Origin of the sequence: Psittacicella gerlachiana, assembly GCF_003585965.1 — a bacterium.
Taxonomy (GTDB): domain Bacteria; phylum Pseudomonadota; class Gammaproteobacteria; order Enterobacterales; family Psittacicellaceae; genus Psittacicella; species Psittacicella gerlachiana.
This window is the reverse complement of record NZ_NRJF01000043.1, coordinates 1-23,379: the sequence shown is the minus strand read 5'-3', so window position 1 is coordinate 23,379 and position 23,379 is coordinate 1. Positions and strand designations below refer to the sequence as shown.

Annotated in this window: 12 protein-coding genes; 4 read left to right on the top strand and 8 right to left on the bottom strand. The window is 37.1% G+C overall.

Going from position 1 to position 23,379, the window contains the following annotated elements:
- The first annotated feature begins 1,344 nt into the window (after positions 1–1,344).
- From CKF59_RS01775 to CKF59_RS01760, 4 genes are all read left to right on the top strand, one after another.
- Positions 1,345–2,031 (top strand): hypothetical protein, encoded by a 687-nt coding sequence (locus tag CKF59_RS01775; protein ID WP_119534273.1) that lies wholly within the window; start codon positions 1,345–1,347, stop codon positions 2,029–2,031.
- Positions 2,032–2,342: 311 nt separating this feature from the next.
- Positions 2,343–3,731, top strand: coding sequence for a BspA family leucine-rich repeat surface protein (locus CKF59_RS01770; protein WP_119534272.1), 1,389 nt, complete (start codon positions 2,343–2,345; stop codon positions 3,729–3,731).
- A gap of 806 nt (positions 3,732–4,537) precedes the next feature.
- Entirely contained in the window at positions 4,538–4,864 is a 327-nt protein-coding gene (locus tag CKF59_RS01765; protein WP_119534271.1) for a DMT family transporter, read from the top strand.
- A gap of 991 nt (positions 4,865–5,855) precedes the next feature.
- Positions 5,856–7,103 (top strand): AlbA family DNA-binding domain-containing protein, encoded by a 1,248-nt coding sequence (locus tag CKF59_RS01760; protein ID WP_119534270.1) that lies wholly within the window; start codon positions 5,856–5,858, stop codon positions 7,101–7,103.
- A gap of 149 nt (positions 7,104–7,252) precedes the next feature.
- Here CKF59_RS01760 and CKF59_RS01755 read toward each other — a convergent pair whose 3' ends face one another.
- From CKF59_RS01755 to CKF59_RS01720, 8 genes are all read right to left on the bottom strand, one after another.
- Positions 7,253–7,951: a hypothetical protein gene (locus tag CKF59_RS01755; RefSeq protein ID WP_147397095.1), complete on the bottom strand. Its 699-nt coding sequence runs from the start codon at positions 7,949–7,951 to the stop codon at positions 7,253–7,255.
- Positions 7,952–8,084: 133 nt separating this feature from the next.
- Positions 8,085–9,983: a conjugative transfer system coupling protein TraD gene (gene traD, locus CKF59_RS01750; protein ID WP_119534268.1), complete on the bottom strand. Its 1,899-nt coding sequence runs from the start codon at positions 9,981–9,983 to the stop codon at positions 8,085–8,087.
- Positions 9,983–11,125, bottom strand: a complete 1,143-nt coding sequence (locus tag CKF59_RS01745) for a hypothetical protein (protein WP_119534267.1) — start codon at positions 11,123–11,125, stop codon at positions 9,983–9,985. The genes traD and CKF59_RS01745 overlap by 1 nt, the downstream gene beginning before the upstream one ends.
- A gap of 204 nt (positions 11,126–11,329) precedes the next feature.
- Entirely contained in the window at positions 11,330–12,613 is a 1,284-nt protein-coding gene (locus tag CKF59_RS01740; protein WP_119534266.1) for a hypothetical protein, read from the bottom strand.
- 11 nt (positions 12,614–12,624) lie between these two features.
- Complete coding sequence (locus tag CKF59_RS01735; RefSeq protein WP_119534265.1) at positions 12,625–13,830, bottom strand: hypothetical protein; 1,206 nt, start codon at positions 13,828–13,830, stop codon at positions 12,625–12,627.
- A 44-nt stretch (positions 13,831–13,874) separates the two neighbouring features.
- A complete protein-coding gene (locus tag CKF59_RS01730) occupies positions 13,875–17,102 on the bottom strand; it encodes a hypothetical protein (protein ID WP_119534264.1) in 3,228 nt (1,075 codons plus the stop codon).
- A gap of 113 nt (positions 17,103–17,215) precedes the next feature.
- Positions 17,216–20,653, bottom strand: coding sequence for a hypothetical protein (locus CKF59_RS01725; RefSeq protein ID WP_119534263.1), 3,438 nt, complete (start codon positions 20,651–20,653; stop codon positions 17,216–17,218).
- A gap of 9 nt (positions 20,654–20,662) precedes the next feature.
- Positions 20,663–23,293, bottom strand: a complete 2,631-nt coding sequence (locus CKF59_RS01720) for a conjugal transfer protein TraG N-terminal domain-containing protein (RefSeq protein ID WP_119534262.1) — start codon at positions 23,291–23,293, stop codon at positions 20,663–20,665.
- Positions 23,294–23,379: the final 86 nt, after the last annotated feature.

The window sequence follows — 23,379 nt, the reverse complement described above, 5'->3', positions numbered from 1 at the left end:
GAATAAAAGACATTTTTATCTATATTACTCCGTAATATCCTATATATTTTTAAAACTTTAATCTCACTCGATGAGAATAATTTTACAATTAGGACTGTACGCCAGCACAGTATGAACGTAAAATCAGTTACCCTTTCTATTCACCTTATTCTGTTATCTTCAGATAAATAAGGAAATAAACAATATAAAAAATAAAGTGTAACTATAAACTTCCAAAACCGAATTCATTTTTAGTTTATATCTAACACATATAAACTTATAAGCTTATGAGTATATGAGCTTATGAACGTATAAACTTGTTTTTATCTTTCTTCCTTTAGCTTGCTAAAGTGATTTTTTTAATTTTTCTCAAGTAAGAGTTAAAACAGAATTTAAAGTTAAAGCCAAAAACAAAAAACAAAATAAATAAGAGCAAAAAGCAAAGAAAGCCAAACCCAGAGGTAGAAACAAAGCAAACTGTTAAATTTATGATTTTTCATAACTTTGATTTTACAAAAGTACTTCTCGATCAACTGCCAAAGTAACAAGTAGTTCTCTGAAGCTCCAAATTTAATCGCAAACTAGTAACTAGAATAGATATTCTCTATAGATGTAAACCATAAGTAATTATTACAAATAAGGTCAATTTCTATAGCTCATTCTCTAAATAGTTGCGATAAATAATAGCTATCTAAATCTAGACTTTCATAACTACCTTAAAAAAAGTACTTAACTTGCTCTGCAAAATTTGTTTTTTAAACTTTAAGAATTGACTTATTTCTCTTATCTTCATCTCTAGACTATTCTTCACCTTTGCTTCTGAGGAAGCAACCAAGAGTAATTCTTGAGAGCGTAATCGGTTCTGCCAAGCAATTACGTAAGCAGAAAAATTAAAAATAAATTTGATTCAAGAACTTGAGTGTACTTTTACTCACAAAAGTCTTTAACAAGTTGGCTTAAGTAAAACTTCAATTTCATTGCCTAAAATTGACAGATACTTTCACTTAGTTAACGTAAGTGAAAATATTTGAAGTATAACGTTTAGTTTTACTTGAGGTTTTTTGTTAAACTCAAATTATTTTGTCTCAAGTTAGCTTTATTTCTATCTAAGTTATCTCCCTAAATAATCTCAATTGATCTAACAATCTAAATTGCTTTTACAATCTAGATTGGCTGAACTTAAATGAGATTTCTTTAACTTACATAGATTTGGTTATTCTTTTTTCCAAGATAACTCTAACTTAGAGATAACTTAATTTTCTTTCTTGAATTCTTAGCTGTTGCTTTCTTTTATTTAGCAACGTCAATTACCTTGATTATTAATTAAGTAATAATTAACACTTTTAGAGGTTTAAAAATTTACATATGACCGCTAAGACAAATCCAGCACCGGTAATGGTGCAAGAAATTAATTCAGATGATTTAACTAAAGTTAGAAGTTATCACCGTAAACCAAGATTAATGCACAAGCGTATTAAAGAACGTGAGCGCATGATTAAAAAACACAATCAATCAATTGATCGTTCACACTTTCCTGCGGTAGAAATTGATCTTGATAGTGATAATTTCTATAAAGAATATGGTGATCTTTTTGTTTCGGCTAAACACGGCTCACAACTAGTAATTAACTTTACCGCTCATATCCCTGACTCTAATGGAGTAATTAACACCCGTCAATTAAAATACCAAATGGGTACTCCAATTGTAGTTAAAGAAAGTGGTCACTTACGTTACCGTTGCTTAGTTACCGAACACTACTCTTTACTTTCACGTCGTTCAAAAGCAAATTACTCAGGCTATACGCTCGAAGAGTCACGCAAAGTTATTGATGCTAACTCTGTATACCCTTACTTAAGTAATGATCGTCGTGAACTCATTGATGAATTAGAAAGACGTAAATACTACGCTCGTTGCCGTTACCTTGTTGAATGTGCAAAAATTGATCTTAAAGAGCGTGGTATCTCAGAAGGTGAGATCAATCGTATTGTCAAAGCCCTCAAAGAAGGCTATGCTTTTGCTTACGAAGATCTTAATCCTGAAAATCTTCACTAACTAACTAGTATCAATCTTCTAAAATTAATTTCTTTTTTATGTAAGCTCTCTGGAATACAGAGGGCTTTTATTTTTGTTATAATCTAGGCTGGTGAGATGATTGCTCACACTTTGCTAGTTTAACTTTATCCAGGTCTTTATTTGTTTGATCATTTCTTTGTTTAGCTGGCATAAAGCCAAACAGTCAGATCAACTTTTAAGTTATCTTAACTTGTGTTAGTTTATCTTAATTCGCTTTAAGTTATCTTAACTTGTATTAATTTATTTTCATTTGTTTCAATTCAGTCTCAACTTTTAAATATAACCTAGATATGCAAAGCAAACATCTTCTAATTCCCGGAGCTATTTTGACTCTCCTTAGTATTGCTGCCGGTTACTTTGTCTCTCTCAAGCAAAAAGAACTTGAGAGACAAGCTCGTCTAACCTCAGCAACTCAAAAGCCTGAGTCTCAGCTTAAAACTTACCCGTCGAACCCTAACTCGACAACTACGCAAACAAGTTCCACTCCTCAAAGTTCTCAAGTAACCGAGAGGTCTAATCCCACGAATAATCCTGCTCAAGAAACATCATCACAAGATCATCGCCGAGATACCCCAAGAGTAGAAATTTTTTATGATTTAAGTTACCATGAACTCCCAGCTTGGTGGCAAGAACAAAGATTAGATCCACAACAAATAAAACTTGTCTTTACGCAAACCGAAAAATTAAAAGAATTTCTCGAAGTTTATCTAGCACGTTATCAGAGCTCTTATACTCCTTTAAATCTTAACTTTATTGATGTTTCGAAACTCGAGAATTTAGATTTTGTCTTTGCTGGCAACTACCAAATTCCTAAGGGGAGAGATTATACTTACTGTCTCAACTCTAACAATTTACGTTTTCTAAACATTGATATTAGTCAATGGGATACAAGTAATGTACGTTCTATGTACGGAACTTTTGTCTGCAGTACCTTTGATGGGGATATAAGTAAGTGGAATGTTAGTAACGTTAGAGTTATGAAATCAACTTTTGCTGATGCTCGTTACTTTAATGGAGATCTAAGTCGTTGGAATGTCTCTAATGTTCAAGACATGACTTTTATGTTCTATGCCGCTAAGAGTTTTAATCAAGATATCAGTCGCTGGAATGTTAGTCGCGTAACTAATATGCGTAGCATGTTCAATGAGGCAAGTATCTTTAATGCTGATCTCAGTCGTTGGCAAGTAGCTAATGTCACAAGAATGAATGGGATGTTCCGTAAAGCGGTAAACTTCAATCGGGATATTAGTGGGTGGAATGTCGGCAAGGTTACGGATATGAGTGCAATGTTTGCTTATGCCCAAAGCTTTAATCAAGATCTAAGTCGTTGGAATGTAAGTAGAGTTACTAATATGAACTCTATGTTCTTTGCTGCCACTAACTTTCAAAGTGATCTTAGTAATTGGGATGTGAGTAAAGCCGTAGATCTCAGCAATATGTTTAAAAATGCTAAATCCTTTAATGCGGATTTAAGTGGCTGGAATCTTGCAAGTGCTCGTACTCTCTATCATATGTTCTATGGAGCTAGCTCTTTTATCTCTAACCTTAGCTCTTGGCAAATTAAAAAACAGATCAATACTAAATCTATGTTTTGGCAAAGTAAAGTTCATGCTTATCACGTTCCCAACTGGCGTTGGGAGCTGGGCGAGACTAGATTTAATCAACTTTGGGAACAATAAGCTACATTTTTCTCTGCAAAAATTTTAGTTTTACAAGGAAATTACCAAAGTAGAATGCAAATAACCACAAATTTTTTATGTATTAGGAGCTTATCCTTATTTTTTGTAAGGATAAGTTTTCTTTTTTGTCAATAAAAGTCTGAAGCAAATTTTTTACTAAAAATGCCTCATCTTTAGGAAAAAACTAGCCATTTTCTCTCAGTTTTTGAAAATTAAGAGAAAAATCTTCGCTAATTTTTTAGCACAAAAGCTAAATTTTTTTCATTTTTGAGTTCTCTAAATTCCTATCTAAGAAACTGACTTTTACTACAATTTACAAAAAATAATTTAAAGATTTTTTATTTTTCTGTTAAAATGTAGCAAAGATAGCTATGACGTTAAGAGAATTATTTTTTATAATTCGTTAATGTCTTTATCTTATTAGTATATTATTCTTAGAAGTTTAGCAGTGTGTAGTTCTTAAATGAGCTACACACTTTTTTTATTTCAAATTTCTCTACTTTTTTAAGATAGTTCTTTGATTAAGGAGATAAAATTATCCTTCACTTAAGGAGCTACAAAATTATCCTTTGCTCAAGAAAATACAAAATACCCCTTTGTTCAAGAAGCAACCTAAATAAAAGAATAACTTAAGTAATATAAATTAATAACTTAAATAAATTAATAACTTAAAGCTAAAACTAAGAGTACAGCTAAAAACTACTCTTTAACGACTATTTTTCTTCATATGTTATAATCTTCTAACAACTCTCTCAATTATCAACAAGAAGTAAAAAATTGAGACAAGAAAAAACCGAGAAATTAATATGCTTGCTTGGATATATTTATTATTTGCAGGGATCTGCGAGATAGGTTGGCCTCTTGGCTTTAAAATTGCACAAAACTCAGAGCATCGCCTCTTAGGTATAGCTATGGCTATAATTTGTATAACTCTTAGTGGCTTTGCTTTATTCCTTGCCCAAAAATCAATTCCTATAGGAACAGCCTATGCGGTATGGACGGGAATTGGAGCAGCAGGAACTTTTATTGTAGGAGTTCTTTTCTTTAATGAACCTAGATCTTTCTTAAGTTGGTTAGGGGTATGCCTAATTATTGGTGGGGTTATTGCCTTAAAAATTGCTAATAGTAAGTAACGCAAATTAAAACTTAATCTAACTTTAAGGTTAGTACCAAAACTTAAGAGCAAAAGCAAAAAATACTCTAACTCTTAAGTTGCAAAACTCCTAAGCTTGCTGGGCTTTATCGAGTTTTTACAAAATTTAAATAAAATAAATAGGCTCACGGGTGTGAGCCTTAAAACTTACTAGTTTTATGTGGTTAGATATCTGAAAAACTTTTAGTTTTTCGATATAAGTACAATAGCGAGGTGAGCCGACCTCTCTAGTGTCTCATAAATATATTACTCTTAATTAAACTAATTTGCAAAGCTAAATCAAATAAAGAAGCATTTTCTAAGAATGTATAATTATAGTTTTACGAACAGAAATCCCTATTATTCAAAACAAATCTACACTTCAACCTATCCTTTAAACTCATATACTTTTTGCGGGAATTAGACCTTTTTCTTAGGGAGATATTTACACTCATGCCTAAAATTTTTTTAACGAATTTGGCGCAAAATCAAGGGTTTTTATTCATCCCCCGAAAACTATATTCATAGAAGAGTCTTTGATAAAAATATCTTAAGTTAAATAAACAAGTTAACTAAACTTAAACTCTTTGCAAATAATGAATAATCTTCAGAAAACCTCAAAGCAAATCTTCAGGAAATCCTCTCTGATTTTAGTTATTACTTTGTCGGTTCTTTATATTTACCATTCCTTTATTTCTAGATCCTTGTATTCACTATTCCTTTATCTCCAGTTCCTTTATCTACCATTCTTTTATTCTTTTCCTCTTACTCTTACTCAAGAGTAACTAAATAAGCTCTTCTAACATAAAATTTTCATTATTTTTTGATAAATTATTCAAACTTTTTTATAAAAAATAGGTAAAATAAGAAGATGTGAAATCAGTTTTCATTTCCTACTCTTCACTCTAAGTTAAAGTGTAAGTAAATCTAAAAAAATCTATGGCAACAGTGAAGTTTTACTTAACATTTTTAACCTATAAGGATTTAATCATATGCTTTTACTCCAAGCAATCCAATCTTGGAATAGATACGATCGTGTTGGCTTTATTGCTAACCTTGACGTAAACAATATTTCCGATGAATTTTACCAAACACTGGTTGCTTTAAGTAACTCTCCGCATGGAGGTTCTATAGTTCTTGGACTAGATGCAGACAAAAACTTTGTCGGCTTTACTCAAGAACAAGTAGAGATCTTTAGAAAGAACTATCAAGAGGGAATTAGCAATCTCATAAGTCCCAAGAATATGATTCTTGATACTTTTGCCGATTGTGAACTTACTACCGGAGAATACCAAGGACTTTTCTATATTCTGATTATAGTTCCTCGAGCTCCAACCATCCTCAAATATCAAGATCGCATTTATTTACGTAGTGCCGAGGGTAAAAATCATGATATTAGCCATGACCAAGAAACAGTTTTTGCTTTAGCTAAAGAACTGCCAACCTTTTATCATGAAAGTGCCTTGACTATTCACCAAAGTAACCTCAAATACTTAGATCCACAAACTATCGCCTTTGCTCGTGAACGCATCTCAGCACACACCGGAGTTGCTCAACCGCAAGACGATCTCGAGTTCTTAAAGTCTTTAGGTTTACTCAAGAAAAATCCTTTTTCCTTAACCGAGGAAGAGGAAGTACTTAACTTAGCAGCTTTCTTACTCTTTGGCAAAAAAGAAGCGATTAAACGCCTTGTTCCTGAGTATTGCAATAAACTTCTCCTTTGTCGTTACCCTGCTAAGCCAGGCAAAAAAGAAGAAATTATTGAACAAAACCTCATTGAAAGCTTTAAGTATACCTATGAAAAGATCTGTAAGCACTTAGATAAGGTACACAAATACCCGCAAGAAACCAAAACCACGGATTTAGGTCTGTGCTTACAAGAAGCTCTTGCTAACTCCTATGTACATCGAAGCTATGAAGAAGAACACGGATTTTCGGTAGTGGATATTGCCGAGGATAAAGTTATCTTCATTAATGCTATTTCCGAACAATCACTAATAGGGTTTGAGAGAAGAAAACGAGCCGAGAACTTTATTAAAAATCCGCTGGTTTATAAAGTTTTCTCACTCATGGGTTATTTACCTCAACATCCAAGCTTAGGTTCGGGCTTAGCTTTACTCTACGAACTCGGAGAGCAAGTTGCTGATGAAACTCCAGAAATCTATGAGTTTGATGACTACTTTGCAGTAGCTATCTTCTTAAAGGCTCGAGAGTATGAAGCCGAAAAGCCTCTACCTTAATCACAAATTACAAGTACAAAAATCTAAAAAACTAAACAACAAAAAAAGCAAACAAAAACAAACAAAAACTACCTCTTTTGATTTGTGAACGAAGAGCGAAAGTCCTCGGTAACTTGTTTCCGAGGGCTTTTTATTTAAAGAAATTGAGCTTAATTAAGATTTAAGGTAGCTTGCTGTTGCGATACTTGTACCAGTTGACGTAATTTATAACCAGTAATAAGGACACTTATATAACCTAAGGTCAAGCAAGCCGAGGGCAAAGGTAAGGGGATTAACCAAAGTACTAACCACCCCCAAAGACAAATGCCCATGAGATACACATACATGGTCTTTTTTAAGGGAGAAGTATAAACTAGTTGCTCTTGCTGGAGACTACGTCTTAATTTAAGGCTATAAAACAAAACTCCTAAACAAGGTAAACTCAAAAGGAGAAGGGGAAGAAAACTATAGATTCTTTGCATTAACAAGAGAGTATAAAACTCCAAGGTAAGCATAAACTCTTGAATCCGATTCGCCTCATAACGTCCTTGAGCAATTTGGTTTTGAGGAGAGCGAAGATCTTGCGCAGGCAAAATTTGTTGCCACTGTTCCTTAAACTCTAGCCAATTTGGTGGTAAATCTCTCGCCATGGCCAACCAAGCTTGCCAGCCCTCAGGAGGGGTGAGTTTGCCTTGGGCAATTAACTGCAAAAAAACCTCTAAAGCTTGCTCCTCACTACCCCCTACTCCATAAGCACTCACTACTGCCATAAGCAGAGAACTACGCTTAAGTCCAATCAATCCATAGACTGCAAGAAGCAGTAGACTACTCAAAATCAATACCAAGAGAAAACGATAAAAATATTGCATCCCTCTAATCTCCAACTCAAATAATAACTTCTTATTTTTTCCTACTCACTGTTTATTAATCACAATTTACAACTCACAATTCCCCATTTGCTTACTATCTCTGATTTCAGAAAGTTCACGATTTAACTATTTTTTACTCTTGATTACTTACAATTGGTAAGCGTCCTTTAATAATCTCTCCTCCTGCTACTCGAGCTATATACTCAAAGTTTGGGAGTTCAGCTAAAATATCCGGAGTTACTAACAAGTTGTTTTCATAATTAATTGCTTCATGGTAAGAGTTATTAGTAAAGGCATCATAATGCCCATAATTACTTTGTTTTACCGCAATCCTAGTTTGGCGTAAGGATTGAGCAAGATACTTTTGGGTTTCATAATCGGTAGTCCGTAAAGCTAACCAATTATTAAAGTTTCCGAGCATTTGGCGAGTTTTTTCTTTATCACCAGTACGTACGTTTAAGTCAGCAATGGTTTGTAAAGCGGTAAAACAACGTAAGCCCGCTCCTCGTCCTTTATTGAGAATTTGAATAAAGGCATCATTAACTACCTCTCCCGCCTCATCTACAAAAATATTAATCGGACGCTTTACGTCTTTATAGTTATAAATGCTTCCGGCAAGAGCTGCTAAATCCGATAATAATAAACTCCCGATATTTCCTGATAAAGTAGCATCAGATAAACTATCCAACCCTACATATAAAATATAGTTAGTACTAGTTAAACTCTGTAAATTAAACACTAATCTCTGCTCATTGCCTTCGAGTTCAGGGGTGATTAACTCGTTCATAGGCCAAGTTGCCAAAACTTGCAAGCCAGGGAGTAGGGTTGCTAACATCTTATGTAAATGGGTTTGATCATGATTATATAGTTCAATTAAATTTAAGACTGCTTCAAGCTTTAATAGGGGATGATAGTTCTTTATATAAGAGCGAAGAATAGATTTTAAGGTTTTGGTTTCTAAGCTTTCTTTTTGCTCCAACACTTCAAGATATTGCGGAAGATCATAGTTTTTGCAAATATAGATCATCACTTCCACCACGAGATTCTTTAAGCCTAGGGTGAGATTAAGATAGATTTTACTTAGAGTGATCTTTTGTTTGAGTAAAGTTAAAGCTTCAATTACTGTTAACACGGCTTTATAAGACACTGCCTTAAACGGAGCAGCCTGAGGGGAATTAGGCATAAGCGAAATTATCCTTTGCGCTAAATCCGAAGTTTTGGCGTAATTACTCAAAAGATCTAGAGCAATACTTTGCTGAGCAAAAGCTGGACTAAATGCCAAAAACCTTGCTCCTAAGTTCATCTTGTAAGCGGTAGCTAAAGCCTTTTCTCGTAAATCATGATCTCCCTTAGGATCAATAATAATCACACTTTCCTGACGCATAATTGCTTGTTGAATTAACAAATCAAAAGCTCGAGTTTTTCCTGCTCCTGTCGTCCCGACAATGAGCATATGTCCATTGGTATGTTCACAATCGAGATAAAGATTTTCTTCTTTAAACTCCAAACTATGTAACCAAGAAGCACCCATGCTTTTTTGCTCTTGGCGATAGCCAAGATGTTGCTTATCTTGGAGCTTTTGTTGGATTGCTTGTTGCTTAAAACTATGCTGAGCATGCCAATAAAAGCCTTTACCCAACCACCATTTTTGAGCTAAGAGTTCGGTTTGCATTTGCCGAGAATTAGTTAGCAGTAGTGGACGTCGATACCTTTGCTCTAACCAAATCCGATTGTATCGAGCTTGCGGATATTGTTGTCCTGCAAATCCCAATGCCGTTAAAGCAAAGAACAGTAAAGACATACTTATCCCAGGAACATAAATCCCAAGAGCAAAAACACAAGCTCCCCATAAGTAACCAACAGCCAAACTAAACCACAGATTAACTAGTCCTTGTTCATAGTTTTCACGCCAATGAATAGAAATATCTTCTTGAGCATACTTGTGCATTAAATACTCTTGCCAACTCAAAGGGAGAAGATAATCAAACACTGCTTTTTCTTGCCCTAAAAAATATTGCCATAGTTTGTTCATTAAAGAAACTCCTCCCCTTGTTGCTGAGCTTGCTCATAGATTGCTACCAGCAGATGCAAAATCGGTAAATCTAAAAAGTAAGCATATTTTATTTGCTTTGTGGAAGCTTCGTACTGTAAGGGATGCTCAGGAGCATATAATCTTTGCACTAACTCTTGCTCAACTTTACTTAATTGCAAATATGCCCAAGCATCTGCACTTAACTCTTGAGCTAAATACTCTAAGAGCCCTTGAAAATCTAGTTGCTTTAAGGACAAGCTTTCTGACGAATTTGAACTCAGAGCTTGCAAAGGTAAATAGTTCTTTCCTCGAAGAGGTGGAAACTCAGGATTGCCAATAAATAAACTTTCTCCAAAATCATTTTCCTGCAATAAACTATAACTTTGTAATAAGTATTCTAAATCAGTTGACGTAAATTGCTCACGTAACTGTTGTAACACATAGCTATAACAAGCTTTTAAGATTTCGAGAATTAAGTAGGCATCTCCTAATAAACTAAGTTGTTGCTGTTGTAATTGAGCATAAAGCTCTTTTCCCTCTGAGGTATAACTTAAATCTTGTCCTAAAGCTTCTAGGTTATACCTCTGTTTGGTTGAGGGATTTTGTGGATCTACTGATAAATCTGCCGTACTTTTCCCTTGTGCTGTTTGTTTCTCTTGTGCTGTTTGTTTCTCTTGATCTGTCAGCTTTTCTTGATCTCCTTGTTTCCCTGAACTTGCTTGCTCTTTTCCTTGCTTTTTCACCGCTTGCTGACTTTGAGCAAAAGCCTTGTGCATTTCTTTTTTGTAATTCGCAAAAGCTCGAGAAGAAGAGTCTTCTTTAATCCCTTTACATAGAGTTTCGGCAGGCATCTTTTCAAAAGCATTAAAGAGTTCGTCCAAACGTACAGGAGCTAGCTCCTGATAAGCTTTTAATTCAGGGATAGCTTTGCCTTTGTTAGCCTTAGGAGATTTCTTTGCCTTAGAAGATGAGCTTTCCGGAGTAATCTTCTGGGCTTGAGCTATTACCTCTTGGGGATCTAAGGCTTCAAGCTCAGCGATTAAAGCTTGACGATCAAAAGTACAAGCTACTCCTTGTTCTTGGGCTCTTCTCTGCTCATTAATTTCAAAAATATCAATTAAATCTTCTAGTACTTTTTTCATCCTTTGTCCTTAGATTGCAGTTAAGTAAGATTATCTCTCCCCCTTAAGCGGAGAGAGGGAGTAAATCTGTCCCCAGAAATAAAGTTCAGTTTTTGCTCTAAATTCTTAAAGCCAAGTTAAGTTAAATTTTTACAGTAAGGCTTTTGTACTAAAGTAAAGTCTTTGTTTACAAAAGTCTTTTACACTAGACTTTTTCCAATAACTTTATTTTTGTTGTGCTTTTGCCCAAGCTGCAAACTTTTCAAAAAGTTGCCACAATAGCATTAAACGAGACAATTGTTCTCGCCATGGTCGAGATTGTTTTTGATAAAGTTGTTGCACTAAATTTAAATCTACTTCAGGAAAATCACTTTTAGTAAAAGCTACTTGTTCTGCTTGTTGATACAATTGCCACACTGACTCGTAATCCAGTTCTTGACGCCAATGAGGTTCTAGTTTTTGGCATGCTTCTTGCTGGGCTAACATCTTTACTCCTGCTACCAAAAACAAAGATTTACATTGAGCAAGATAAAAATTATCCCGAGCTTGAGACTTTTGCTGTAAGTGTAGCAAATACTTATTTCTCATCGCTAAACTCGAAACTAACTCAGGGAAATTTTGCCATAAAGCAATTAAATTCTCCAAAGCATGAATTTTATTCAAAATTTCTCGTTGCTTTAAGCGTTGACAACGTTGTTTTTGCTCTTGTTGTTTGAGTTCTTTAGATTCTAACCAAGAAGCAATTTTACGTTCTCGTTTACTTTCTTTGCAAGCATGATCTCTAGTCTCACTTTGCGTTTGCTGATTAATTTGAGTTTGTCCCTGGGAATTTGTTGGAAAAACTTTAGTCTCATAACGAGCTACACAATTTTCCATACAAGTTGACCGAGTTACTGAGATTTGCGGTTCTATTTCCGCAAAACTAATTTGTTGCGGACAAAGCATATTTTGTTGCTCTTGCATTAGCTCTTGAGCATTAGTCGCTAAAAACGCAAACCACTCAGCATCACTGGGTAAGTGTAATTCCGGTAAATATTCAAGACTAGTGAGAGCCAGTTCATTATGTTCTTTAACTTTTTGTTGTAATCTTAGTTGTTCTTGCCACAAGTCTTGAGCTTCAAGATCAGAGAAGCAAGGTGACGAGAAATCTTGGCTAGGTTCGCCAATTAATGGCGTCGCTTGCATTATCTCTTCCTCACTAACTCCCAATACCTCCTCTGAAGCAAAAGCAAACTCTGTAACCTCAGGAGGCTCTACCGCAACCCGTATCTCTTCTATAGATGGTTCTGACTCTCCTAGAGGCAACTCTGTTAGTTTCAAATCTGCGACTGCTTTTAATTCTGCTTCTTTGGTTTCTCCAGCTTTACTTGTTACCCCCTCATCTTGCTTTTGTTCTCGTTCTAGATCTATATTTACTAATTTATCCAGCTCCCTTGTCTCCTGCTCTTCAGCTTCAGACATATAGAGAGCCTCCAAACCAATAGGGGTAAATGCCACTTTCTTTGCCATAATTTTGCTCCTTAGTCATAAGGACAACTTGCTGCTACATAGCTTTGAACATAAGCATGCTTATGATAATGAGAATTATTGTGATAGCTATGATGATTAATAGGTAGAGTTGCTTGTTCTTTTTCTTTTGCCTCAAAGGATTCAAGCTCTTGCCTTAAACCTTGCAAGGTTTTTCCTAGTCCATAGTCCCCTAGCTCCTGTAAATACAACTCTACATAGTCCGTCAAAAATTGCAGATGTAATAACTTAATAATTTCCTTATGGCTCAAGTTGTTTACAGGGAGCTGTAATTGCCACAAGGCTAATTTTTGTTGTAAATAAGCAATTAAAGGTTGCTTACCATGTAACCTACTGCTATAAGTTAAGATCTCTTGCCCTAGAGCATAATTATTAAGAGCAAACTTTTGTTGCATTTTTTGCTGTAGCTTGTAGAGTTCTTGGGGACGAATTTGATTTTGGCTTAAGGTTAAAGCTCCTTGACGTCCATAATTTAAACTCGCCTGTAATAAGTCAGTTCCTTGTTGCGAGCAAATTGCCAGCAAGGCTTTTTCCCAATGCGGATAAATACAGCTCAAGGTTTTTTGTAAAGTAGGAGAGAACAAAAAATCTTTAAGAAGAGCAAATTTTTGTTTAATCTCCCCCTTAGCCACGCTAGTTGCGGGTTGCCAGTGCAAATTCACCTCATAAACTAAAGCCTGACTCTCACTTCTAAGTTGTCTTTGTTCTAGCCACAGTTGCAAATCTAAATCCGTAAGTTTCAGTTCTTGTTGTTGATAACTCACTTGCACTCTTTGCCTCAGATCTAAAGCTAAGGTGAGTAAATTAGCAGCTACAAACAGCAAGCCATTAACAAACCTCTCCATGACTGTACGAGCTTGCGTAACTTTAGGAGCATTCGCAAGATAATGTTTTACTCCTTGTTGGCTCGAGTAAAGAAAAAACTGTAAAGCTCCTAAAGTATGGGCATAGTCTCCTCGCTCTTGATAAGGTAAACTATAAAAGAACCTTTGAGCTTGCTCGAGTAACTGTTCAAATAAACTCGTTTCTAATACCGTCTCAAAAGCCAAAGTTCGCTTTAAGGTCTCTATAGGTTTAGCGAGGACTTGATCTATAACTTGCGGAGATACCCAAACCAATTTATGACTGGCAAAATAATCGGGACTTTGCAAGCCTAGATTATGTAACTGAAAGAAATCAATATAAGTATTCGTTTGCATCTATCTTTTTACTCCTTATTCAACTAAAACACTCAGTTGTCTCCCTATACTTGTTGTAAAACTCTCTCTAATTGACTCCGATAAAACTCTTCTCCATAAGCTTTGCTTCTAAGTTCTAACTCTTGACACCAAGTTTGCTCTCTCGGAGTCAAGGTATAAACACTGTAAGTAGACATAAAAAGCTGAGCTAAAGAAACTTGTGAGGCAAAAGCAAATTCCCAAGCTAGTTTACCTTGCATACAAGCCTGATACTGCTCAAGCTTAGGTAAGAGTTGACTCCAAGCTAAATAGTAGAGTCGAGTTTGGGTTAATAAGTCTCTCACCTCAAGCTCAGGTTTTTGTTTACTTAAATGCAGATCCAAGGATTGCACTTGATACTGAGCAAAATCAAACCCCCATTCTGCTTGCTCTTTACCCACTTCAACCTCCAAAGTTAAATTTGTTTTTACTTGGGTTAGTCGTCGGAACTTTTGTTCCTCTCCCCAAAACACTTGCTGCACATAGACAGGATCAAGATAAGCATCAGCCAAAGCTCGCATATGATGTTTATTTTCATAACCAAACTGCATAGTATAGCTTGCTTGGGCAAAGAGATAACTAAACACCAGTTGCTGAGCTTGCTTTTCTGGTAGCAATAGTCTAATTCCCTCATTAGTTGGCGGTAAATTACTACTAAGCTTCCCTAAAAACCACCGAGGTGCAAGATAGTCTTCGTCTAATTGTGCATAAGCTCGTAGTAGTTCCCAATCTTGTTTAGCTCTCAAACCAAGAGTAGTGGTAAAAAAAGCTAAGCTTTCCTCAGGATGAGGTTCAAGAGAAGTTTTAAAGAGATTTTGAGAAAAATGTTCTGCTCTTACTTTTGCCCTCGCAGATCTTTCAGTTTGAGCAAAAGAGCTTAACTCCTCCTGAAGTTGTAACAAATACCCTCCTTGTAGCCTTAAGGGAAATAATCCTCCTTGAGCTTGCCAAAATTCTTGTAAGTTTAAGTCTAAACACAACTGTTTCCGCTCTAAGCTTTCTTGACTAACAAGACTTTGCTGTTTAGCTCTTAATACTTGCCAAGCACTAGCTAAGAACTTAGCTTCTTGAGGTAAAGCTCCAGGATCTTGAGCTAAGGGGTAACTCACTTTACGAGCTAAAGGGAGAAAACTTTTTAGTTTATGCCAAATCTTTGGTAGCTTTGTTACCTCCAAGAACTTGCCTTGAGTTTGAACTTGAGAAACTGTTTTATCCCCTTCTGAAGTTATTTCCCTCCTCCCAATTGAGCTTGGCTCTATATTCTCAATAGAACTTTGTTTTCTCTTCTCAGAGCTACCTTGCTCATACTCTTCAACAGAGCTTTTTTCGTTACCCTCAATCTCACTGATTTCTCTAATCTTGGAACTACTTCTCCCCCTCCTCTCGACATTCTTCAACTCACTATTTTCAACTATAGTTTGCTCATTACTCCTAGTAGCTCTTTGCTTATCTTCCTCAAAAGTACTTTGTTCATGCTTAGGAGCTAAAGAGCTAAGACTGAGAGTAACTAAGTTTTTTCCATGTTGCCATAAGAGTGCTTCTAATTGTCTCCTGATAAACTCTTCCGGATGCCAAGTCAGAGCATATTCTTGAGCTATAGCTTGTACCTTCTCTTCTAGGTAAGCAGAATTAAGTAGTTGATACTTTTGGTGGACTTGTAACAGTTGCGCTTTATATTGCCAGAGCTCCCAAAGATAACCACTTAATTGCGGATAAGCTTTATACACCTTACTTGGTAAGTTTCCTTGATAACAAGCAATAATAGCTAACTCTTGTTGCAAAGCTTGATAATCCTCTTGTTCCTTTGCTTGCTCTTTTACTTTCTCTTGCTCAATCCTATGCACTCTACTTAGGTAAGTTGTGCAATGATGATACGGACTTTGCCAAGCCTGTTCTTCTGCTTGCTGTAGTTGCCAACTTAACCCAAGATGATTTTGGGGATAGTTTTCTAAAAAGCCTCCTTGCGACCGTAAATTGGCAACTTTAAATGACTTGGTATCTTGATAAACTTTACCAGCTTGGTAATCTCTAACTAGGCTAGATCTCAGGGCACTAGCTCCGGTTAGCTTTTGCTCCAAAAACCAGTCTTCCCATTTTTGGCTCTGCCAAAAACTATTAACTCTGCTTCTCGGTTGAGCTGTAAGTTGTTGCTGATAAGCTTGAGTTAATTGATAATGAATTTGCTTTAGGGGCAAATCTTTAATTTGCCCTTGGACGAACGAGACTTGAGCTTTATTACGTAGAGAATAATCTTTGCTACGTCTGACAAGATTAGCCTGCCAGTAAAGGAAGTAATCCCATAGAGATTTACTTGTGGCTTTACCAAGGTAAGCGAGAGGAATCATTAAATTTTGATCATAAACCAACAGTTGATAGTCACTTAGACTCTGCCAACTTAGATGTCCTTGGTAAACCAAACAGCTTAGATCCTTACCTCTGAGCAATTGCAAATTATGGGTAGTAAAACTACAGGCATAGTCCAAGAGTTGCAAAATAAACTGACGATGAACAAAAAAGCCTCGATAAATTTGTTGCCAATCCTGCATTTGCTCATAGCAAGTTAGTTCTCCTTGCTCTTCCCCATTCTTTTTATGAGATTCTTTATTCTGCATGGAAAAACTTAAGAGTTGTTGCAAATACTCTCCAAACTCTGTTTGTTGCCAAGCTACAAAAGCTTGCTTTTGCTTGGTCGTAAAAGTATTAGTAGAACAAAAATCTGCAACCCTTTCCTGAAAATCCGCTCCTTGCCAAAGTAAATCAGGATCAAACCATTGCTGTAAAAGATTACGTAGTTGCGACTTACTTTGTTGTTGTAGTTGCAGAGCATAAACTTTTTGGTGACTTAGAGGTAAGGAGAGATTAGTTTTATCTTCTTGAGACCTCCCAAACCTAAAACTGAGATCTACCTGTTGTTGTAACCAAATTCTTTCTCCCTCTTGGGCATAGCTAGTACACCAATCCCCAAAAGTTTCTCGAGCAAAGATCTCATGCAAATGTAAAAGCAAGTGCCAATATAAGTTCAACACCTTTTGTCGTGGAGTTAAAGCACCAGCTTGTAAATCCTCAGGGGTTGCGAGCTTCCCGATAAACAAACGCAAAAAGCTTTGGGGATAGATTTGCCCTTGGCGTCCAGTAAAATGACAGAGATTTGCTCGAGAAGAACAAAATACTCCGACTAGAGATTGCTGAGCTAAGTCCTCGAGAGCCAAAATAATTTGCCACCAAGCCTTAAAACTTGCATCCTCAGACTCCACCGCACAGGCGTAAACCTGAGGATTTCTTAACGAGGCTTTTTGTAAAAGATGCTCCCATTGTTGCTTAAGTACTTTCGGAGCTTGCCAAGCTCTCTCAGCAAGAGAACTTGTCTTTACTGCTTTTTTAAAGATAAAAACTGTGAAAAGTCCCCTCCAAAGTTATAGTTCAACCAGCGAAAAAACATAATTGGTTTATCTAAATACGAATAGTCCATTGGCTTATACTCTTTAGAGCATAAATAGCTCTCTTGCACTAGATAATGCTCATAGGCTTGGCTATTAGTTATAGCCACTTGATCATTAGTTGTTTGGTTACTAGTTGCTTGGTTGCTATTACTCATTTCTTGCCTATGAGAAAAGGCTTGACTACTAATTTTCTGCCAATCAGTTATCACCATACTCTGCTGATATTGTTCCGCTCCTGCAATTTTTACTACTACTCCTTGCTCTATTTGCAGTAATAATTCACTCCACCTAATTTTCTGTCCATGATGCAATTCTTGAAGTAAAGGTTTTAATTGAATCAATATCTCTTTAGTTTCTTGCTCACTCTGCAGTAAGGCATAAACTTTTTGTTGTAACTCTTGATGCAGAGCTTGTTTTGCTTGTAATTGGGCTAGAGCTGCTTGCTTTAATACTGCTAGGCGCGAAACTGGTGAGTATTCATCTCTCGGGACATAAGTCCCTGCTCCTAAGAGCTTACTAAACTGATGAGTAGCAAAATGCAAGAGCTTGCTCTGTTGTTGATAAAGCTCCAAGAGTTCAATCCCCGCTTGCACAAATTGCCAAGCAAACTCTTGTCCTTGGCGATTGGCAACTAAAGCTTGATTAATGTTAGCTAAATACTCAGTAGCACAAATAGTACTTAACCAAGGAAACTTAGGTAAAACACACCAATAAGGATGCGAAGCTAAGCTTTGAGCAAGTTCTTTGCCCCATTGACGACGTTTGAGTTCGAGCTTAAATCTATCCCACACTAAAGTAAAAGCTTCATATAGTTGTTCTTGATTTAACTCTTGCTGGGTGGCAAATACTTGTCCTTGAATAAGAAGTTGCTCTAACCAAGGTGCAACTACGGCTAGTAAACATTTACTCGGGACATAAACTTGAATTTTTTTCCAAGCCGGAGGAATTAAACAAGGTGAGATTTGGCTAGAGAGTTCTTGATATAAAATTTTTTGTAATAGAGATTGTTCTAAGTCTGCTTGGGTAAAAGGACAAAGTAGTTGTTTTAAGCTGGCAAATTCAAGTTTACTTGCAAGTTCGGCATTACGTTGGGCTTGTTCTTGACTCATAATCTTTAAGAGGTCTTGATCAAGAAAATCCTCTACTTCCTTCTTTCTTCTCTCAGCCTCGGTAATATTTGCGGTCTGTACCTTATGGTCAATCCCGAGATTGCCTCTGCTTGCAGTTTCAATTCCGAGTACTTTATACTTTTCCGCTTCTCTATTGTTTCCCGTTACGATCTCATTTTTAGCTCCTAGCTCATTTCCCTCGTCTACTTGCTTGCTCTTATCTAGCTCCATTTGCCCTTTTCGTTTACGCAAAAAGAACTCTCGTTGCTGTTGCAGGCGACGCAGGTAAAGGTAAGGATAGTTAGCTTCTTGTTGCTGTAAAAACCGGTGGATTTTTGTTTCTTCGCTTTCGCCTTTTTCCACAGATACCCAAGGCTTTTGCCACAGATCTAGTGCTTGAAAGTCTTGTTCTAAAAAGGCTTCAAGTAAGGTTTCAGGTTGTAAGCTTCGTTCGAGCTTGGCAAGATAAGCATAACTATCCCCATGATGTAACTCTGCTAAGAGTAAGGGAACAAGTTCATCAGCGTAGTCAGTAAGTAAACGAGCGACAATAGTATCAACTAAATGTTCCTTGCTTAAAGCAAAATGACAGTTCCCTTGTTGCTTAAACTCTTTAAATTTTGCTAATTGCTCAAGAGAAGCATCTTTTTTTATAAAAGTACTATAGTTGAGTTTTTCTTTGCGTTCGGCTAAACTCAATTCCCCCTCCCAAAGCTCAGGTCGACTTAGATCTGAGAGCTCGAGTTTTTCTAGCTGCAAGAGTTGAGGTTCAAGCCAATGCAGTTTGATCTTTTGCGGATAAAAGTTTAGTTCAAGTTCTTGCCAAATAGCGAGATCCCATAAGTCAGGAACTTCCCTAGTTAACATCAAGGTAGGTTGCTTGGTATAGGTTTCTAAGGCCTCTATAGATTGTTGCAAATGACGTTGCCCTTGATAAAACTCCTTAGTTTCTCTCCTCCCTGAAGTAACTTCTGCATACTTGAGCAATTTAAGTTGTGTGAGTAAAGTTACTTTAGCTTCCCATTGTTGATAATAAGCAAACTGAGCGGTACTAAACTGATAAGGGTAGTAACTTTGTGGAGCTAAGCTTCCTGCCACTAAATCTTTACTTACCCCAACTTGCTCTTGGCTGCTTGCTTTCGGAGTTATGGTTACTACAAGTCCTTCATTTTTGTTCCTCATTGTAGCGTCTTGCTTGAAATCTTTACTTTGCTTAATAACTTCTAGCTCTTGCGGAAACACTGAGGTTAACAGTTTTTGGTTAGCATTATCTCGAGTAAACTCTTGTTTGCGTTGATAGCTAGCACTTACTTGTTTGAGTAAGCCTCCTTGATAAGCATAGATATTTAAGGCTTGGTAAGGGTAATTGTAAGCCAATTGTGCTCCTAAGCTTTGATGAAAACCAGCGAGATCACTAGAGGCAAGCTCATAATCTACCCCAGGAATTAAATAAAAACTGGTTAATTGAGCTAAGCTCACTGGCACTTGCCCAAGCCTGAGTTCTTCTCTTCCTTGGATTTGTACTTTTAGTTTTTGATAAACTCTAGAGGAAAAGGGAACAAAAGTCCCTACTTCCGATTGCAAAGCTTGAGCTTGGACTAAAGCAAGATTTACTCCCAAGATCTCAGCTTGTTGTTGATACAAGTGTTCAAGCCACAACAGAGCTTCTTCTCCTGACCAACTTTGTTCCTTAAATTCGCTTTGCTCGGATTCTAGGATTTGGCGAACCTCTTGGGGCTCTTGGGTAAAAATCACTAAACTTTGACAAGGTCTTTTTAAAGCAAGAATTTGTCTTAATACTTGCTCTATTGGTTCAAGTTGCTCAGTTTTCTTTGCTTGCTCCCAACAAAGTAAGAGTTGTTCAGCTCTTGGCGTTTGTAGCTTTAGCACCTCATAAAGCTGTTCTAGCTCATTATCCCTTTTATCACTTGTACTCTTTACCCCCTCAGGCGTATAAAAACTCAGCCAAGGATGCTGCAAAGAGAAATTGATTACCTGATCTTTTGCTTCTAAAGTCATTTGCGTCAAACAATAGCCTGCTAACAAATTTAATACTTTGGGTTTTACTTCTTGAGGAGCAATTACCCTTAGAGGAGTTAAACTCAGATTTACCAGTTCTTTACTCCCCCAAGGTTGAGTTGCCACTAAAGCGGCAATGATCTGACTCATTTGTTGGCTGAGGTTTACTCCTCGAGGTAAAACTAATAAAGTAACTTCTCTTGAGCGAGTCAGTAGATGCCAAGTTTGATAAAACATCAGAACTCCTTATTTTTTACTAGGTTTCTTTTTCTGTGCTTGTGCGGTTTTGTTTACTCCAGTTACTCCCTCGGATTCAGAGTACTCATTACTATTCGGAGAAACTTGAGGGGCTACCGGAGGGGAGGGTTTTACTTCCTGTTGTTTAGAGCTAACTTGAGCTTGAGTTTGGGTTACTTGAGTACTCACTTGCTCGGCACTATTTTGTGGATGCCCAGCTTGAGCTACCTTTTCTCCGGTTTGCACTCCCGTAGCCTGATGAAATAGATCTCGGAGCATTGAACTTGGAACCTGCCCATTAAAAGCCGCATATAAAGTTGCTACCCGATTAAAATCCCCCTGTGCCGATGTATCCCCAAAAATCGCTTGCACATTAGCAGCATTACGTCTTTGCTCTTGATCAGGGATGAGCGAAGCTAAAGCGCGTTCATTTGCCAAAGCGGTACGAGCTAAGTGCGGATTAGCACTCACAAGACTTGCCACATAAGCACTCGCCTGAGGATTAGCACTTAAGCTTTGAGCTAGTGCAAGCACACTAATACTTTGATTACTTGCAACTCTTTCAAGTACTTGTTGCATTTGGGCAATCTCTTGACTGTACTGTCCTGAACTTTCTTGAGTTGCGTGGGTAGTTGCTCCTTGGGAACTTCTTTGTTCCTCTTGTTGCATTTGGGCTTGACGATTTTGCTTTAATAAACCACTGCTACGATTATGCGTTTGGCTTTGACTAGCACTGGTTTGTTCGCTGTTACTAACATGGGTGCTTTGGGTTTGCAGTTCTTTTTGGCTTACATCAGTAGACGCACTAGCTCCAACTCCCGCTCTCACGCCACCTTGCCCACCAAAACCAGCACTAGCTCCGCCACTCAAACCTCCTCCCAGTTGCCCCGCTCCACTAGCCGTAAAACTATTGTTGCTTGTTGCACTAGAAACACTCGTGTAGCCTTGTAAAGAAGTACTGGTTGCACTCGTACTCAAGGTTTCACTATCACTACTGGTTAAACTATGTCCACTACTGCGTAAAGTCTCTTGACTGCCAAAACTAGTTACTCCGCTACTGCTAGTTAAGCTACTACTTCCACCTTGCACATAAGAAGCTCGTGATAAAGAAAGCAATTGCTCTTGAGCACTTTGTAATGCCGAACGTGAGCTCTCAAGGGAAATAGTTCCTATGGCAGTTTGCGCTCCAGCAGTGTGTGTTCCCTCATAAGCGGTACTGGAATATACCGAGCCAGCTTGCACCACCGGAGCAGCTTGGACTACATTTGGCGTTAAAGTAGCACTGGCACTTGGAGTAGCGGGAGCAAACTTACTCGCTAAGCTTGTAGCTGCTACTGCTCCTCCGTAAATAAGAAACAGAGCTAAACTCCCCACTGATGCTAACAACATTCCCGAAGTAGAAACATAAGATTCTATCTTTTGATTAAACAGGGTTATTCCCCAAAAGCTATCTATGGCAATATAGCTTTGCTTTAAAGCAAAAATCTCTTTGCTAATCAATTGCTGGTAATAAAGATTGATAATACTAATAATCGGTTGCCACATTTGTAACCAAACTAAGAGAACTATAAACTTGCCTAACATCCGTAAACCAAACTGCCCTAACATTAAAAGTAAAAAGATAAATGGGACTACGGCATAGAAAAAGCCTTCCAAAAAAGTTAACAAGGGTTTTACCGTATTGGTAAAGATACTTCCTTGTAAACTCCATTGGGTATAGATACTGGATAAGCTTTGCGTAAGTACAGCTGCTCCCAGATTGGCATACTCAGGTTGTTGGGTAATCATCTGTGCCATAGACAAAGCAATAATGTATTTTTGGGCATCAAGATGACCATGAGAAAGCGTAGTTATATCCTGATTTAAAGTAGTGAGGTTATAAAGTTTATCCTTGCCTAGAGGTTGATTTTGGCGAAGTAAGCTTTGGGTATTCTCGAGAGTTTGGCTTTTTAAGCGAGCAAAGGCTTCAGTACAAGTTAAAGTCGAATAGGTATTGCCATTTTTATCGAGTAAACGAACATAGTAAATCTCAGAAGGAAAACGTACAGCTTCAGGTAAACTACTGCTTAAGAGATTTTGCATGTCCTTAGCTCCCAAGGCTGTTACCTGTAAATTAAGAGCAACATTAGTACAATTCTTTAAGTACTCTTGCCACGAGTAATAGAGCTGTGCTTTATCTCCACTGCTAGTGAGCATGGTTTCTAAAACATTAGCCCTTAGGGCTAACAATTGCTCAAAGCTTTGGGTTACCTTAGCTTGCCCACCTATATCATGAACACTACTAAAAGAACGTTCAAAGATATCAGAGAGATGTTTACCTATATTGCTGGTAAAGCTCGCAAAGACTGCTAAGCCTACCGGAACTCCCGCAACATTTACCGACAGCAAACTATTACGATCATGTAAACTCACCGTTACGCGTGGAATAAACAAAGCACTTAGTAGTAACCAAGTAACCGCTAAATACTGGATTTGCATAAAGGAGTTATTGAGTACCGCCTGTACTCCTAGATGCAGTACACTGAGTAAAATAAAAATCTTCGCAGCCACCCAAATACTATTTCCTTTAAAGATCATGGCTATGCCATTGAGAATTGCTTGGAGAAACTTTACATCTCCAATTACATATATGTCCCACATAAGTTAACGCTCTCTTAATCAGTTATACTCTACTCCTAAACAAACTTCGCTAGAGTTTGACTACGCACCAAAACAAACTCGGCTAG